The sequence below is a fragment of the Nitrospirillum bahiense genome, from assembly GCF_007828025.1.
GTDB lineage: Bacteria > Pseudomonadota > Alphaproteobacteria > Azospirillales > Azospirillaceae > Nitrospirillum > Nitrospirillum amazonense.
In genome coordinates, this window is the sequence record NZ_VITO01000002.1 from 246,437 (window position 1) to 261,073 (window position 14,637).

Consider the following 14,637-nt stretch of genomic DNA (forward strand, 5'->3'; position numbering starts at 1 on the left):
ACACGGGCCAAAGCCCGCCGTGGCGGCACCCCTGATGTCGTCGCCGTTTTTACAACGACGGACCACACCTTTTAAAAGCGATATTCAAAACCCCTAAGTATTCCGGTATCTTTTCAAGCAAAGACCAGGATACCGACGCAGCGCACACGGATTTACGTCCGAAGGGCGACGACGCAAGGTTTATGAAAATCCGGTTGAACTGAAGTGCCGGGTCGCCGTTGCGAACGTCCGCCAGGGCTGGCCGGTGACACCCAAGTCCTGACCTTTATTTAAAAGAAAATCCTTGGACTGCAAGCGTTGATTCCATCGTCATCGCTCTTTTTTAAAAACCTCATTCGCCGACTCGCCGGCGGCCCCCCGGATAGCTGTGTCGATGGCTGTGTCGGCAGGCCCCCGGCCTAGGCGGAATGGAGGGCACCTTACCCGGAAAGCCAGAGCCCCCGGGCGTTTCGGTGCCGGAGGGAGCTGCACATCGCCGCCACCGTCTTTATTGAGCCCGGTCCCCCGCGACTCAGGGGCCCTTTTCCGGCCCGCCTTGCCGTCCGGCGGTGGCGCTGCTATGCCCATGATCCATGGTCAAGCGATCCGCACCCTCCCGTTCCGCTGCATCCGCCCATCAAAGCGGCCGCCCCCCGAAGAGCACCCGCCGCAGGGCAGGCTTGACCCGCAAGGCGCCGGCCGCGCCTTCGCCGGTATCCGTTCGGATCACGCCCCGGGCCCGCTGGCACATGGCGGCCGCGGCCCAGGTGATCGCCGGCGCGGTGCTCATCTTGGCCTCGCCCGCGCTGTGGGCGGCCGTCGTTGCGCTGCTGTTGTTCGCGGCGGCGGCCGGCACCCTGATCTGGGCCCGCCGCCAAGCCTGACCGCCATCTCCAAGATAAGGCCCCAGGTTGCCCAGGACGGGCCGTCTGCCGATAAGGTCAACGCTGGATGGGCCAAAGCCAGGCGGCGCCGCGCACGCCGCTGGAATCACCGTGCCGTGCGGGACGGATGGGCGTGGTGACATCGGGGGAGAAACACCAAGCCGCCAGTCGCCGCGGCAGGCGCTCATAAAGATGGGCCATGTTGGACAGGCCGCCGCCCAAAACGATGACGTCCGGATCCAACAGGTTGACCACGCCGGCCAGCCCGCGCGCCAGCCGATCGACATGGCGGTCCAGGGCCGCTTGCGCCGGGCCATCGCCGCTTGCGGCCAGGGCGGCCACCTCCACCGCCGGCAGGACACGGCCGGTGGCGCGGGCGTGGTCGTCGGCCAGGCCAGGCCCGGAGACCCAGGTTTCCAGGCAGCCCCGACGGCCGCAATAGCAGGCGGGGCCCGGCCTTTCGTCTTCCTGCTGGGGCTCCATCCCAGGCGCTTGCGGGGGCCGTGGCCAGGGCAGGGGACTGTGGCCCCATTCGCCCGCAGCGGCGTGCCGGCCGGTGATGATGCAACCATCCACCACAACGCCCCCGCCACAGCCTGTGCCCAGGATGGCGGCGAAGACGGTGCGGCAGCCGGCGCCGGCGCCATCGGCGGCTTCCGACAGGGCCAGGCAGTTGGCATCGTTTTGCAGCCGCACAGGCCGGCCGATGGCCGCCGCCAGGTCGCGGTCCAGTGTATGGCCGTTCAGCCAGGTGGAATTGGCGTTCTTCACCAGGCCGGTGAGGGGGGACAGCACGCCGGGTATGCCCACGCCCACGCTGGCGGGGGCCGGCACCCGGATCTCGGCATCCAGCCAGGCGACAAGCCCGGCCACCGCGGCCAGGGTGGCGCCGTAATCGTCGCGGGGGGCGGGAATGCGGCGGCGGGCCAGTTCCTCCCCCTGGTCACCCAGGGCCAGCCCTTCGATCTTCGTCCCGCCCAGGTCGATGCCAATACGGGCCATGGCGTTTCCTCATTTTCGTGGAACGGTCACGCCAGGACCCCGCCCTTATGGGCTAGGTCGCGCCCGACTCTTGCTCATGGTGGGCATGCAGGGCTAAAAGTACAAGATGTGGTGGATGCGGGGGCCTGATCGCGGGCGTTCCTCCTGGTCTTGACCGGCAAGGGGGATGTCTTCATGGGGATGTGCCGCGCCGCCGCCACGATGCCGATCGTCCGATACTGATATGGATACCCGCGCCATGACGCGTGCCCGTTTGCTCGCCGCCCCCCTCCTGTCCCTTGCGCTGGCTGCCGCCGTGAGCGTGCCGGCCTTTGCCGCCGACAAGACGACCCCGGCCAAGAAGGCCGTGGTATCCAAGAAGGCCGCACCGGAAAAGGCCGCCAAGACACCCAAGCCGGCCAAGGTGTCCGGTCCCTGCTATTCCCCGGCGGAGTTTGACGCCGAACAGGCTATCCGCTACCACACCCGCCTGATGGTCATCGGCCTGACCTGCCAGCAGCTGGGCGGGAATTACGAAGGCCTCTATGTGCGCTACAAGAAGTTCACGCTGGCGCACAGGACGCAGATCATCGCTTGGGAAGACTCGCTGATCGCCCACTACCGCAAGACGGCCAAGGGCAACCCCAACCGCGCGCTGGACACCTTGCGCACCCACTTGGCCAACGAGATGTCGCAGCACATCGCGGCTGTTTCCACGGACATCTACTGCGCCCAGCATGCCGACATGCTGGCCCAGGCTGAACTGATGAGCGACGCCGACGTGGTGAAGACCGTCACCAACGATGCCATCGTCCGCGTGTCGGAGCTGCCGCGCTGCGACCTGCCGCCGCCGGTCATGACCGCCGCCACGGCCGGTGACCGTATCACCGGCCCCACCCCCGCGGTCGCGACTCCCACCGCCGCCGCCATGAAGGACACCGGCGGTGCCGCCAGTGGCGCGTCCCACTAACGTCAGCGCCACAGGTCATAAGGCCCATGCCCGAATTTCCGGGTATGGGCCTAAGGGCCAGCCCAGGCGGGGGATAACAAAGGGCTGGTGACAAAGTAACGCTATGCCCATAAGCGTGGTGGAAATCGTAATGCTGGGGATTGTTTAATCCGCTCCGCAAGTCGGCGCCCTTCCCGTGAGGCGCGCCTGATGAAAGGAGAATGGGTTATGCCCAATAGAATAGCTCTCCACGAGGCTCTGGATATTATGCCCGCCGGTGGTGAGCCTATTGAACTTCCACCCACGCGTAACAAGGCAGCCAACGTTGCGCGCCCGGCCCGGCAGACGGCCTCGGCGCTGCCTGATCCGATGGCATATGTCATTGAAATCGACGAGGAAGCGGTGGGGCTGGTGACCGTGCATCCCGAGGGCATGGCGTTCCACGCGGTTCACATGCGCGCCCAGGCCCTCGACGGGCAAGTCTTCGCCGACGCGGCGGCAGCCCGTGCTGCGGCAGAATCGGCATTTTACGGTCGTGAATGATATTGGGGCTAACTAAAGCCCTAGGACCGTGCAATATGCGAATGGCGGATGGCGCCTCCGCTACTTATGCAAACCGCGCCCCTTGAAAATTCCTGCCTCAGTTTAACCTCATTTCCATCCGATTAACGGCGTGTCCTGACGGGCCGAACGGCGTAGCTCACAAGGCTGGGTTGCTCCCCGTTCGGTGTTGAAGGATTGAATTAACTCAGGACGTTGTCTAACCCTGCCGTTCGGCGGGACAATCAAAGGCGCCACGTCCTGGCGCGAAGGGTAGTCTTAATTCAACCGAGGGTTCCTTTGGGGAGACATACCCCTCGGTCAGAAGGAGGAGAAACGACGAATGAAACTCCGTCATTCTTTACTGTGCGCGGTGTTCGCGCTCGGTCTGCCGGCCACCGCGCTGGCCCAGACCAACGAGGGCTACTACCTCGGTGCCCAGGCCGGTGTGAACTGGGCTGACAAGACCGACCTGAAGGGTCCGGTCTACACCGACAAGGCTGACTTCACGACCTCGCCCACCGGCCTGGTCGAGGGTGGCTACAAGTTCGGCAACGGCGTCCGCGTCGGTGCGGAAATCGGTTACGGTGGCAGCACCGTCGGCGACATCACCGGTGGCGGCCCGGGCCGCGCCGGCGGCGCCGGCGACCTGACCGCCCTGACCTTCATGGCCGTCACCTACTACGAGTTCAACGTCGACAGCCCGCTGCGTCCGTATGTCGGCGCCGGTATCGGTTTCGGCCGCTACAAGTTCGACGGTGTGGGCGACCTGTACACGCCGGGCCTGTCGGTGGAGACCTCCACCACCGCCTTCACCTACCAGCTGGCCGCCGGCGTCGCCTACGCGCTGAGCGACAACCTGGACTTCACCGTCGGCTACCGCTTCATGGGCACGCCGGACACCACCTACGAGCCGTCGAACGCTCCGAAGTTCAAGGCCGGCTACCAGAATCACTCGGTCCTGGTTGGCCTGCGCTACACCTTCGGCGCCCCGCCGGCCCCGGCGCCCAAGCCGACCCCGACCGTGGCTCCGCCGGCTCCCCCGCCGCCGCCGCCCCCGCCGCCCCCGCCGCCGGCTCCGTCCATTTCGCGGAACTTCACGGTGTTCTTCGACTGGGACAAGACGGACCTGTCGGCTGACGCCAAGACCGTGCTGGACAACGCCGCCAAGGACGCTGCCACCGGCCACATCACGAAGATCAACGTGACGGGCTACACCGACCGTTCCGGTTCGGACGCCTACAACCTGAAGCTCTCCATGCGCCGCGCTGAGGCCGTGAAGGCTTACCTGACGTCCAAGGGCGTCGGCGCCTCCATCGCCACCGATGGCAAGGGCGAATCCGATCCGCTGGTCCCGACCGCGGACGGCGTGCGTGAGCCGTCCAACCGTCGCGCCGTCATCATTTTCCCCTGATCCAGTCAGGGGACCGGTGAGCGGGCCTGGGCGAACCCCAGGCCCGGCTTTCCGGCCAAATGAGGACGACGCCTTGCCGAGCATCCAGCCTTTGGCTCCCGCCTCGGGGTCTGGTTCCGGATGGTGGAAATAAGAAAGGGGCGCCACCCAGCCTGGGCGGCGCCCCTTTTCTCTTGTGGCGCAGGTTTCCCGGGCGGCTTGGTGCCATATCGGCGGCATACCCGTGCCGCTGCGGGACGCGACCGCGTCCGTCGCAGGCTGAGGGACTATTTAACTGAGCGGACCGATGCCGCGCTGGATGGCCCAGACGGCGGCCTGGGTGCGATTCTGCGCGCCGATTTTGCGCATCACGTTCTTGAAGTGCATCTTCACCGTGGACTCGGTGATTTCCAGCCGGCGGGCGATGGATTTGTTGGATTGCCCCGCCAGCAGGCAGCCCAGGATTTGAATCTCGCGCCGCGACAGGTCGGCGGTGGCCGCCACCAAATCGGCCGGCGTGGGCCCCTGGGGTTGCTGCGCCTGGGCCACCAGGGCGGCGGCGCGCGGCGGAAACACGGCATCGCCGGCCAGGATCAGTTCCAGCGCGTCGCGCAGGGTGGCCACGCCGGATGATTTGGACAGGTGGCCGTCCAGGCCGGCGAACAGGCTGGCCTTCAGCACCGAATCACTGGTGTCGGAGGTCAGGACCGCGATGCGGGTCTGGGGGGCGGATGCGCGCAGGCGCCGCAGCTCGCTGGCCACGCGCGGCGGGTCTATGCCCCAAGGGTCGACCATGATCAAATCGGGCGCCGCGATGTCTCGCAGCACCTTCATTGCTTCCTCGACCGAAGGGACGGGAGGTAACAGCTGGAAGCTATCCTCCCCCAGCAATGTACCCAGTGCCGCCCCGAACAACTGATCCTGGTCGATCAGAAGAACGCTGCGGCCTGTCATTGCCTATTCCCCCATTGTGATTGCGGTCTCCCCCACCGGAGACTGTTTATTAAAAATTTTACTAACATTGTCGTGGATACTCGTGAAATGTCGACGCTAACCTGTTAACGGCCTATTTGCCCCGTGGCCAGGTAATAGATCGCCAGTTCTATTGCGACAATCCTATGGGAAAGTGACCCCGAACGCCATGTTTCTGTTGCGGCATGTCTGAAAACGGGTCACAGTCTGTCACATCGTGAGGTGGATCGTTTGGCCACCCGGGAAAATCGGAAGCCGCCAAGGGGGTACCACGGCGGAAATGGGGTTCCCGGGGAAAAAAGGTTAGGCTGCCCCATTTTGGCCGTGTTCGAATGGTCATAATGGCGAAGGTGTCGCTAACCAGTCAGGGTCACGTATTCATCGGAAGTGTCGGTCCGGCGGCCAAAGGTGCCGGAACCGATGGGCGATCATCAGGGACCTGCCACGCGGGGCCCGATGCCGGATGAAGCGTTTTAGATGGCCTGGGCCGGAAGTGGCCGGACTCGAACGTGGGGTTTCAGATGATGAGCATGACCGCGCGTTTTCCCGGGACTGTCAGCAGTCTAGCCGAGGATGGTTTGGAAAACGGAATTGCCGGTGTGGGCGCTTCGCCCCGCCACCGCACTTTTCTTGTCGTGGACGGCCAGGCCCTGGTGCGCCGCGGCGCCGCGCTGATGCTGACCACCCAGTTCCCGGGTGCGTCGGCGCTTGAGGCCGGCACCGTGGAGGAAGCGCTGACGCAGGCCATGTCTGCGCCGGGGATCGATCTCGTCCTGCTCGACCTGGACAGCCTGTCCGGCAGCCGGGTCGAGGCCATCGCCCAGCTGACCTCCGCCCTGGGTTCCGTGCCCGTGGTGGCGGTTTCCGCCGTGCAGGAGGGGGATGAGGTCATCGCCTCCATCCGCGCTGGCGCCCGTGCCTATGTGCTCAAGACCGGCCCGACCGAGGTGCTGGAGCGCACGCTGACCCTGATCCTGTCGGGGGAGAATTACGTGGCCATGCCGCGCCAGGCGCTCACCGCTGCCTTGGCGGGTGTGCGCGGCGCTTCGGGTCCGGCCATGGGTCAGGCCCCGGCCAACCGCGAGGCCGCCTTGGCGGACCGTCTGACGGAACGCCAGCAGGACATTTTCCGCCTGATCCTGGCCGGCTGCTCCAACAAGGAAATCGCCCGCGAGCTGGGCGTGCTGGAAGGCACGGTCAAGGTTCATGTGCGCGCGGTGATGCAGAAGCTGGGTGCCAAGAACCGCACGCAGGTGGCAGTCGCCGCCGCGCGCAGTGGCTTCGGCAGCATGGCCTTCATGGCCGGTACCCTGACCAACTAAATCGACGACATGTTCCGGCCCTGCGGGGACCGATGCACGGTGCAGGGGCCTTCGGGCCCCTGTTGCCGTTTATGGGGCTCGCCACCGTGGGCTCGCGCATTACAGAAGGAATATAAAAAGAGCGCTCCACCGGCATGAGATCGATCTCATGCCAGTCAAGGACGCGACCGCATCCGCCGGAGTTCCACGGGAAGCGTGGCCGGCTGCAAAACGGGAACGAGCCAAGCCGACAGACGCCGGCCCCGGCGTTGGAGAAATCAATCAAACAAGGCGTCGATGTCCGCCTGGGATATGGTCTGGCCGCCGTCCTTGACGGGCCCATGCAGTTCCAGGCCCTCATCATGCTTGTGGATGGAGGGGGGCAGGGGCATGGTCTCGAACTCCTTGGTGTTCCAGACCGACATCATGGCCTCCACCCGCTCTTCGATGAAGCTCAGGGCCTGGACGACCTTGGTGATTCGCTGGCCGGTCAGGTCCTGGAAGTTGCAGGCCTCGAAAATGCGCAGCGTGACCTCGTTCAGGTCCTTGAGGCGGGAGTTCTGGTAGCCTTCCGGCAACTGAGAGCGGACCTCGTTGGCGATGTCGTCGATCTCTTCCGCCGCCTGGATGATGCTGTTGGTGGCGGCTTCGGTGGAGGCGACAACGGCGGTCAGCTGCTGGCTGGCCTCCATGAACGTGTCGTCCTTGGCCAACGGATGGCGCAGGGCCGCCATTTCCAGTTTCGTCGCCTTGATGCGGCCGGCGATGTCGGCGATCTCCACATGGATCGCCTCAATCTGGGTGTGGTCGGTGTTCAGGAAACGATCCAGCTTCTGGCCCAGATGCTGGATGGCCTCCATCACTTCCGACGTGTCCAGGCGGATTTCCTGCGCCGGGGTCAACGGGGCCAAGGCGGCCGGGTTCAGCGTGGCGGCCGACAGCGACAGGGCGTCAACGGTGCCGGGTTGGTCCTGCGCCCGCCGCTGCCGTTGAATTTCCGCCATGAAAGGCCGCTGACCGTTCTGCGCCATCCGCTGGATCCTCTTTCCCCGTCGTATCCACTGATGTCCCCCACAGCGAACCTAACCGAAAGGTTATGTCCTTAGGCAATATGTTCGCCGGCGACCCATTCAACATGGGCGATACCTTGGGTGAAGCCAAGGGCCTCGTGCAGGGCCGGCAGCATTTGCCCCAAAGTTTCATCCAATTGCCAAGGCGGATTAACCAAAATCATGCCGGAGCCGTTCAGGCGGTCCATGCGGGCGTCGTCATTCCAGGTCAATTCGGAGGCCAGGATTTTCGGAATGCCGCTGTCCTCCAGCCGCTGGTGCAGGCGCCAGCTTACGGCGCGGTCCTTGATGGGGTACCACAGGGCGTAGATGCCGGTGGGCCAGCGGCTGTGGGCCAGGGCCAGGCCGGCCACCAGGCGGTCAAAGTCGTCCGCCGCTTCGAAGGGCGGGTCGATCAGCACCAGGCCGCGCTTTTCCTTGGGCGGCAGGTGGGCTTTCAACGCCGTCCAGCCATCCATGTGATGCACCGCCACTTGGCGGTCGCCCCGGAACACGCCCTTCAAGGTCTGCGCGTCTTCCGGATGCAGTTCAGCCAGGATCAGCCGGTCGTTTTCCCGCAGGAAGGTGCGGGCCAGGCAGGGGGAACCCGGATAGGCGCTGACAGGGCCGGCGGGCTGGCCGGCGGCGGCGCGCACGGCGTCCAGGTAGGGGGCCAGCGCTTCGGCCGCGGCGGCATCCAAGGTTCCCGCTTCGGCGGCCTGCAGCAGGCGCTGGATGCCCAGGGCGGACTCACCGGTGCGCGTGGCCTCGTCCCCGGTCAGGTCATAGCGTCCAATGCCGGCATGGGTATCCAGCACGGCGAAGGGGGCGGGCTTGGCGGTCAGGCGGGTCATCAGCAGCGCCAGGATGGCGTGCTTCATGACGTCGGCCGGGTTGCCGGCGTGGAAAGCGTGGCGGTAGTTCATGGGGCCGGAGCATGCCAGCAAGGGCCGGCACCGGCAATCTTCATGGCCGCGACGCAGGAAAGCGAAAGGCCGCCCAATCGGGGCGGCCTGTCCAGCGGCGGGTCAAATGGGGATGGAGCAACCCGGAAGGGGATCAGCCCACCGGCTCGGTCGTGGCGCTCTGGTAGACACGGCGGGTGCGCGGGGTCACAGCCGTGCTTTCCTCGTCGCTGCAGCCGTTGCCATCGATCAGCGAGGCGTTGACGGAGTTCAGGCTGACCAGGTTGCTGCGGACCTTGCACGCATAGGCGTGGGCGGTCTTGCCGCTGCCGCCGTTGTAGCGGGCGACCGCGGCGGCCCAGCTGCCGGCGGTGGCGCGCAGGCGGGCCAGCATGCGGGCCGCGTACTGCACGTTTTCCTTGGGATCGACGATCTTTTCCACCGGGTGGAAGGCCGCCTTGTGGTCGGACAGCGACAGCTGCATGCAGCCGGCGGTCACGTTCTGGCGCAGGTTACCCTTGGGATCGCGGAGATACTTGGCGGCGGCGGTCGGCGTCGAAACAAAATGGGCGGTGCCCTTCACGTTGACGGCGTAGGCCTCCGACGAAATGGACTGGCCGCTTTCCACCAGGGCTACGGCCAGGAGCAGGCCGGACGGCACACCGGCTTCCTTTTCGGCCTGCAGGATATGATCCAGGCAGGCGGCGTGGGCGGCGGGCGCGGCGGCAACAAGGCCCAGGCTGAGGAACAGCCCGGCGATGGCGGTCTTGAAGATGCGGGTGGTGGAGATGAAGCCGCCTGCGGACTCGGATTCGGACTCCCGGCCTAGAAGGGCGTCGCTCCGGCGGCGCGCGATCTGCATGAGAGTCCTCCATCTATCGTCACTGGCGTCGACGACCTCGCGTCGCGACATCCATCTGGCGTCTGTGCTGGTTCCCCAAAGCACATCCCCGCTCGCGGGCGGGGTATTCCGTCAGATCACCGATACTCAGTGCGGTGACCGCTCCCTAACCGAATGGGTCGAACTACCGTTGCCGTCTGGCCGTAAGGCCTATATCCATGCAACGGCCGCATAGCAATTGCAGACAAAACGCAGCAGGTCAACAAAAAATATGACCGGAGTGTGGCAGCCGCGCCACGCTACGACCCTGTCAGCGCGGGCACCATGCCCCATGCCGCCCTGGATTCCAAGGCCTTAGCGTGCGTCATGTTGCCCTCATGTGAACTGCGGGGGCCTCTACAAATAGCGTCACGCCATAGGTTGCCCCCCAGGAATGGAGGGGCCATAAGGGGCTTCCACACCCGTTCCCTGGAACCCGAGTCCGACTATGACCGCCGACAGCTTTCCCGATTATGAACAGCGGATGGTCCAGGCCTATGACGCCCTGGACGCGGGGGATGAGGCGGCGGCGGAGGCGGCACTGATGGCGGCCGTGGCCCTGGCGCCCGATGCGGCCGAGGCACGCGGCGCCCTGGGCGCACTGCTGCGTCGCCAGGGGCGCTTCCAGGACGCCGGCACCCAGTTCGCCGCCGCCGCCGCCGCGGAGCCGGAGCGCACCTCGTGGGCATTGGACCAGGCGGGTTGCCTGGCCGATGCCGGGGACCATGATGCCGCCTGGGCCCTGGTGTCGGCCGCGTTGGCCCGCCGGGCCGATGACGCCGCCGGCCACCGCCTCGCCGCCCGACTGCAGTTGGCGCGCGGGGGGAAGGAGGCCGCGCTGGCCCATGCGCGCGAGGCCCGCTTCCTGGCGCCGCACGATCTGGAAGGCGCCATCGAGGTGGGGCAGGTGCTGGTGGACGCGGGCGACCCGCTGGCGGCGGTGGAGATGCTGGAGCCGCTGCTGGCCCACGCCCATCCGGCCGATCCCGCCCGCGCCGGCGCTCTGGTGCTGCAAGGCCGCGCGTGGGCGGCCCTGGCGGAGGGGGAGAAGGCGGCGCGCTGCTGGCGCCAGGCGCTGGAAGCCGATCCCGAGGATGCCGGTGGGGCCGCCCGTCTGCTGGCGGCGTTGGAGGCGGCCACGGCCACCGGAGATGCCGGCCTGACGCCCACGTATGTGAAGGCGCTGTTCGATCGCTACGCCGACCGTTTCGACACCGACCTGACGCGGAAGCTGCACTATCAGGCGCCGCAGCTGCTGCGCCAGGCGCTGGACACGGTAGGTGTGGGGGCGGGGCTGGACGTCCTGGATATCGGCTGCGGCACGGGCCTCGGGGGTGTGGAGGTCAAGCCGCTGGCCCGGTTCCTGGCCGGTGTCGACCTGTCGCCGCGCATGGTGGAGCACGCCCGCGCCCGTGGCCTGTACGACCGGCTGTGGGACGCCGATCTGATGGGCGCCCTGGCGGAGGCGCCGGGCGCCTGGGACCTGGTGCTGGCGGCCGACGTGCTTGTCTACCTGGGCGACCTGGCACCGGTGTTCCAAGCAGCGGCTGATGCGCTTAAGCCCGGCGGCCGTTTCGCCGCCACGGTGGAGCGCTGGTCGGGTGAGGGGCCCTACGCCCTGCGGGAAAGCCGCCGCTATGCCCACGCGCAGGAGCATGTGCTGGCGGCCGCCAGGGGGGCGGGCCTGGAGGTGGAGCACTTGGCGCCGGTGGCGCCGCGCTGGGAGAAGGGGCGACCGGTTGACGGCCTGCTGTTCATCCTGCGCAAGAGCGTCCTAGGGGGCGCCTGAGGGGGGCGCCTGAGGGTCAGAGCAGCAGGGCCAGCAGCAGCGGTACCGCGAGGGCGGTGATCAGGCCGTTCAGGGCCATGGCGATGCCCGCGAAACTGCCGGCCAGCGGGCTCATGGTGTAGGAGATGGCGGTGCCCACGCCGTGGGCCGCCATACCCATGGACAGGCCCTTGGCCCTGTCATCGCGGATCTTCAGCCAGCGCAGCAGCAGGGGGCCGAACACCGCGCCGATGATGCCCGTTACCATGACCATGGCGGCCGTCAGCGAGGGGATGCCGCCGATGCTCTCTGAAATGCCCATGGCGATGGGCGTGGTGACCGACTTGGGCGCCAACGACAGCACCGTTTCCCTGTCCGCTCCCAGCAGGTGGGCGACGAAGACGGCCGAGGCGGCGGCGGTTATGGAGCCGGCCACCATGGCGATGGTCAGGGGCAGGGCGCCCCGGCGCACGTCTGCACGGTGGCGCCACAGCGGCACGGCCAGGGCCACCGTCGCGGGGCCCAACAGGAAATGGATGAACTGCGCGCCATTGAAATAGGTGGTGTAGGGCGTGTCCGTGACCACCAACAGGATGACCAGGAACAGGGCCGCCAGCGCCACCGGGTTGGCGAAGGGGTTGCGGTTGGTGCGGGTGTAGATCCGCACGCCGATCAGGTAGGCCACCAGCGTGGCCGCCAGCCACAGCAGCGGGCTGGCCGACAGGTAGACCCAGATGTCGCCCAGGCCCTTCTTGCTCATCATGAGGCACCCCCGGCGCCACCGTTCGTATCGGTGTCGAAAGGATCATGGCGGGTGGTTGGATCCGCCGGTGCCGCCCCCTTTCCGCCAAAGCGCCTGTCCGCCCACAGGAAGGCGTAGGCGGTGACGGCGATGGTCAGGATGGAACTGGCGAACAGGGCGGTCACGATGGCCGGCCCCTGGGTCAGGAAGCGCTGGCCATGCTGCACGATGCCCACGGCGGCCGGCACGAACAGCAGCGACAGGTTGCTGAGGATGACGTCGGCGGTGGTGCCCATGGTCTGGGTCGGGCCGCCGCGCCAGGCGAACCAGGCAACCAGCAACAGCAGGCCCAGCACGGGCCCTGGGACGGGCAGGTGCAGGCCGTGCACCACGATTTCCCCGATGAGCTGGCAGACCACCAGCATGGCAAGGGCGCCGACCATGGCGAACTCCGTCATGTGAGGCGGCCCCCGGCGGCGGAAAGCCTTGGGACGCCTGACGCGGTGGGTTTGGTGGATGTGGATTATCGCGACGCCAAGCTGACCCTGCGCGCCACCGGGGTCAACCAGCATGGGCGCAGGCGTGGTCCGCGATTTCTACCGGCCGCCGCCGGTTTCGGGACCGGTGTCGGTAACGCCCGCCGGCGGGACGGCCGGCCGCGCCTCCTGCGTCGTCAGTTCCAGGCCCCGGGCGCCCAGCCGCGCCTCCAGCCAGCGGGCATCCGTCGCCAGGGCGGGCAGCAGGCGGCAAGCTTCCTCCGCCATTGGCGGCGCGCCGGGACGCAGATGCACGATCTCCATGGCGGCGGCATCGCGGAAGCGGTCCAGCGCTGGGGTCAGGGTGTCCCTGGCGCTGCTGCCGGGACGCAAGCGGGCCAGGTGGGCGCGCCAGCCGGTGATGGGGGCGCGGGGGCCGCGTGTCAGCACCAAGGCTGCGCGGCAGCCGCGCAACCGGTCCAGCCGCTCCGCCAGCATATCCGGGTCGGCGGCGGCATCCAGCGCCAGCACGCCCAGGCGGTTCAGCGTCAGGCCCTGCACCAGATCGTTGGCGCCGGCCCAGGCGTTCTCCGCCTTGTCCTCCGTCCCCAGCCCCTGGGCCAGCAGGCGGTGCAGGGCGCGGGGCCCGGCCGCCTTGCCATGGTGCGTCCCCGGGCCGGTCCAGGCCGCCAGGTGGGGCACGCTGGCCATCAGGGCGCGGCGTTCCGCTTGGGCGGGGCCGGCCAGCGTGCCGTCCGTCGCCAGGCCGCGCGGCACCAGGCCACTGAGCACGAACAGGTGGAAGGGCTGCACCCGGTGGCGGGACAACAGGGCGGACCAGGGGGATGGGCCAGAGTGGGGAGGGCCAAACGGGGCGTCGCCGCCAACATCGGCCAGCGCCACGCGCGGCGGCACCGCCATGCCGGGCACGGCGAAGGACCAGGGCGTGCCGAGGTCCAGGAAGCCATAGTCCGCCCGCCCATCCTGTGCACCCCGGGGCACGGCGAAGTCGTAACGCCAGGCGGCGCCCTTGCCCTCGGGCAGTTTGCCCAGCCAGCGGGGCGGCACGGGCAGGCCCACGCCGCCGACCGTCAAGTCTGGCGGCTCATCCTCACCGTCCGTGACGATCACGGCGCTGATGCGCCAGCGGTCGCCCTGGCCGCCCCGGGCCAGCAGCAAGGGCCCCAGCAGCAGCGCGGGCTGGGCGGGCCGTCGGGGAGTGGAGGCGCGGCGTTTCATGGCGGCGGACCATGGACGACAGGGCCCGGCCGGCGCAAGGGTGTAGCGGCTCCCCTATGTCTTATGCCGTCTCCCCGGCCAGATGATCCAGGACCCGTTGGTAGAGGCTGCGGCGGGCCAGCGCGTCCTCCAGCCGGTCGAGGGCCGCGGTCACGGCGTGCGCTTCGGCATCCAGGTCCAGCGCCGCCGCCTCCAGCGCCCGCCACAGGGGGCGCAGGGTGTCCACCAGCGCCACCCCCGCCGGGGTCAGGGCCAGGCGCCGGCGGCGCGCATCGTTCGGATCGGCGGTGGTCTGGGCCAGGCCCGCCTTCTCCAATGAGGCGCGCGTCTGACTGACGGAGACGTGGGTGATGCGCAGGCGGCCGGCCAACTCCCCCACCGTCAGGGGGCCATTCAGCACCAGCTGGTTCAGCACGCCGAACCAGCGCTGCTCGAACGTGACGCCCAAGGCGTCGTAGGTACGGGTGGCGTCGCCGTCTATCGTTTCCGACAGGCGCCGCAAGCGGGCGCCCAACGCCGCCCCGCCCAGGCGGCGGGAATAATCCTCCGGCGGTGTGATCTCATCGGATGGCGGCACGG

Annotated in this window: 15 protein-coding genes; 6 read left to right on the forward strand and 9 right to left on the reverse strand. The window is 67.7% G+C overall.

Annotation, left to right across the window (positions count from 1 at the left end; all coding sequences use genetic code 11):
* The first annotated feature begins 659 nt into the window (after positions 1-659).
* Positions 660-863 carry a hypothetical protein gene (locus tag FBZ88_RS03750; RefSeq protein WP_145615498.1) on the forward strand — a complete coding sequence of 68 codons (204 nt, stop codon included), beginning with the start codon at positions 660-662 and terminating at the stop codon, positions 861-863.
* A gap of 57 nt (positions 864-920) precedes the next feature.
* Here the strand turns inward: FBZ88_RS03750 and FBZ88_RS03755 are convergent, their stop codons facing one another.
* A complete protein-coding gene (locus tag FBZ88_RS03755; RefSeq protein WP_145615499.1) occupies positions 921-1,865 on the reverse strand; it encodes an ROK family protein in 945 nt (314 codons plus the stop codon).
* Positions 1,866-2,103: 238 nt separating this feature from the next.
* On the opposite strand from FBZ88_RS03755, the gene FBZ88_RS03760 reads away from it, so the two are divergent.
* The 3 genes from FBZ88_RS03760 to FBZ88_RS03770 all read left to right on the forward strand — a co-directional run bounded on the left by FBZ88_RS03760 (position 2,104) and on the right by FBZ88_RS03770 (position 4,747).
* Positions 2,104-2,814: a hypothetical protein gene (locus tag FBZ88_RS03760; RefSeq protein ID WP_145615500.1), complete on the forward strand. Its 711-nt coding sequence runs from the start codon at positions 2,104-2,106 to the stop codon at positions 2,812-2,814.
* A 207-nt stretch (positions 2,815-3,021) separates the two neighbouring features.
* Complete coding sequence (locus FBZ88_RS03765) at positions 3,022-3,336, forward strand: hypothetical protein (protein WP_145615501.1); 315 nt, start codon at positions 3,022-3,024, stop codon at positions 3,334-3,336.
* 340 nt (positions 3,337-3,676) lie between these two features.
* Positions 3,677-4,747: an OmpA family protein gene (locus FBZ88_RS03770; RefSeq protein WP_145609635.1), complete on the forward strand. Its 1,071-nt coding sequence runs from the start codon at positions 3,677-3,679 to the stop codon at positions 4,745-4,747.
* Positions 4,748-5,017: 270 nt separating this feature from the next.
* Here the strand turns inward: FBZ88_RS03770 and FBZ88_RS03775 are convergent, their stop codons facing one another.
* Positions 5,018-5,680: a LuxR C-terminal-related transcriptional regulator gene (locus tag FBZ88_RS03775; protein WP_145615502.1), complete on the reverse strand. Its 663-nt coding sequence runs from the start codon at positions 5,678-5,680 to the stop codon at positions 5,018-5,020.
* 617 nt (positions 5,681-6,297) lie between these two features.
* On the opposite strand from FBZ88_RS03775, the gene FBZ88_RS03780 reads away from it, so the two are divergent.
* Positions 6,298-7,020, forward strand: a complete 723-nt coding sequence (locus FBZ88_RS03780) for a response regulator transcription factor (protein WP_050898197.1) — start codon at positions 6,298-6,300, stop codon at positions 7,018-7,020.
* A gap of 257 nt (positions 7,021-7,277) precedes the next feature.
* On the opposite strand, the gene FBZ88_RS03785 is transcribed toward FBZ88_RS03780, so the two are convergent.
* The 3 genes from FBZ88_RS03785 to FBZ88_RS03795 form a co-directional block, all read right to left on the reverse strand.
* Positions 7,278-8,030, reverse strand: coding sequence for a protein phosphatase CheZ (locus tag FBZ88_RS03785; RefSeq protein ID WP_186464186.1), 753 nt, complete (start codon positions 8,028-8,030; stop codon positions 7,278-7,280).
* Between the two features lie 71 nt (positions 8,031-8,101).
* A complete protein-coding gene (locus tag FBZ88_RS03790) occupies positions 8,102-8,974 on the reverse strand; it encodes a 23S rRNA (adenine(2030)-N(6))-methyltransferase RlmJ (protein ID WP_145615503.1) in 873 nt (290 codons plus the stop codon).
* A 133-nt stretch (positions 8,975-9,107) separates the two neighbouring features.
* The gene (locus FBZ88_RS03795) at positions 9,108-9,815 is read right to left on the reverse strand and encodes a transglycosylase SLT domain-containing protein (protein WP_145615504.1); all 708 of its coding nucleotides are present in this window, start codon (positions 9,813-9,815) and stop codon (positions 9,108-9,110) included.
* A 466-nt stretch (positions 9,816-10,281) separates the two neighbouring features.
* On the opposite strand from FBZ88_RS03795, the gene FBZ88_RS03800 reads away from it, so the two are divergent.
* The gene (locus FBZ88_RS03800; RefSeq protein ID WP_145615505.1) at positions 10,282-11,622 is read left to right on the forward strand and encodes a methyltransferase; all 1,341 of its coding nucleotides are present in this window, start codon (positions 10,282-10,284) and stop codon (positions 11,620-11,622) included.
* 16 nt (positions 11,623-11,638) lie between these two features.
* Here the strand turns inward: FBZ88_RS03800 and FBZ88_RS03805 are convergent, their stop codons facing one another.
* The 4 genes from FBZ88_RS03805 to FBZ88_RS03820 form a co-directional block, all read right to left on the reverse strand.
* On the reverse strand, positions 11,639-12,364 hold the full coding sequence (locus FBZ88_RS03805) for an LrgB family protein (RefSeq protein ID WP_145615506.1): 726 nt from the start codon (positions 12,362-12,364) through the stop codon (positions 11,639-11,641).
* Positions 12,361-12,801 (reverse strand): CidA/LrgA family protein, encoded by a 441-nt coding sequence (locus tag FBZ88_RS03810; protein WP_211102505.1) that lies wholly within the window; start codon positions 12,799-12,801, stop codon positions 12,361-12,363. Before FBZ88_RS03810 ends, FBZ88_RS03805 begins: the two co-directional genes overlap by 4 nt.
* Positions 12,802-12,939: 138 nt before the next feature.
* Entirely contained in the window at positions 12,940-14,058 is a 1,119-nt protein-coding gene (locus FBZ88_RS03815) for a hypothetical protein (RefSeq protein WP_145615507.1), read from the reverse strand.
* 61 nt (positions 14,059-14,119) lie between these two features.
* Positions 14,120-14,635 carry a MarR family winged helix-turn-helix transcriptional regulator gene (locus tag FBZ88_RS03820; RefSeq protein WP_211102506.1) on the reverse strand — a complete coding sequence of 172 codons (516 nt, stop codon included), beginning with the start codon at positions 14,633-14,635 and terminating at the stop codon, positions 14,120-14,122.
* Between the last annotated feature and the right edge of the window lie 2 nt (positions 14,636-14,637).

Excerpts from the sequence above, each read along its gene's own strand:
- FBZ88_RS03755 (WP_145615499.1), bottom strand. The coding sequence starts at position 1,865 with ATGGCCCGTATTGGCATCGACCTGGGCGGGACGAAGATCGAAGGGCTG.
- FBZ88_RS03760 (WP_145615500.1), top strand. The coding sequence starts at position 2,104 with ATGACGCGTGCCCGTTTGCTCGCCGCCCCCCTCCTGTCCCTTGCGCTG.
- FBZ88_RS03765 (WP_145615501.1), top strand. The coding sequence starts at position 3,022 with ATGCCCAATAGAATAGCTCTCCACGAGGCTCTGGATATTATGCCCGCC.
- FBZ88_RS03770 (WP_145609635.1), top strand. The coding sequence starts at position 3,677 with ATGAAACTCCGTCATTCTTTACTGTGCGCGGTGTTCGCGCTCGGTCTG.
- FBZ88_RS03775 (WP_145615502.1), bottom strand. The coding sequence starts at position 5,680 with ATGACAGGCCGCAGCGTTCTTCTGATCGACCAGGATCAGTTGTTCGGG.
- FBZ88_RS03785 (WP_186464186.1), bottom strand. The coding sequence starts at position 8,030 with ATGGCGCAGAACGGTCAGCGGCCTTTCATGGCGGAAATTCAACGGCAG.
- FBZ88_RS03790 (WP_145615503.1), bottom strand. The coding sequence starts at position 8,974 with ATGAACTACCGCCACGCTTTCCACGCCGGCAACCCGGCCGACGTCATG.
- FBZ88_RS03795 (WP_145615504.1), bottom strand. The coding sequence starts at position 9,815 with ATGCAGATCGCGCGCCGCCGGAGCGACGCCCTTCTAGGCCGGGAGTCC.
- FBZ88_RS03800 (WP_145615505.1), top strand. The coding sequence starts at position 10,282 with ATGACCGCCGACAGCTTTCCCGATTATGAACAGCGGATGGTCCAGGCC.
- FBZ88_RS03805 (WP_145615506.1), bottom strand. The coding sequence starts at position 12,364 with ATGATGAGCAAGAAGGGCCTGGGCGACATCTGGGTCTACCTGTCGGCC.
- FBZ88_RS03810 (WP_211102505.1), bottom strand. The coding sequence starts at position 12,801 with ATGACGGAGTTCGCCATGGTCGGCGCCCTTGCCATGCTGGTGGTCTGC.
- FBZ88_RS03815 (WP_145615507.1), bottom strand. The coding sequence starts at position 14,058 with ATGAAACGCCGCGCCTCCACTCCCCGACGGCCCGCCCAGCCCGCGCTG.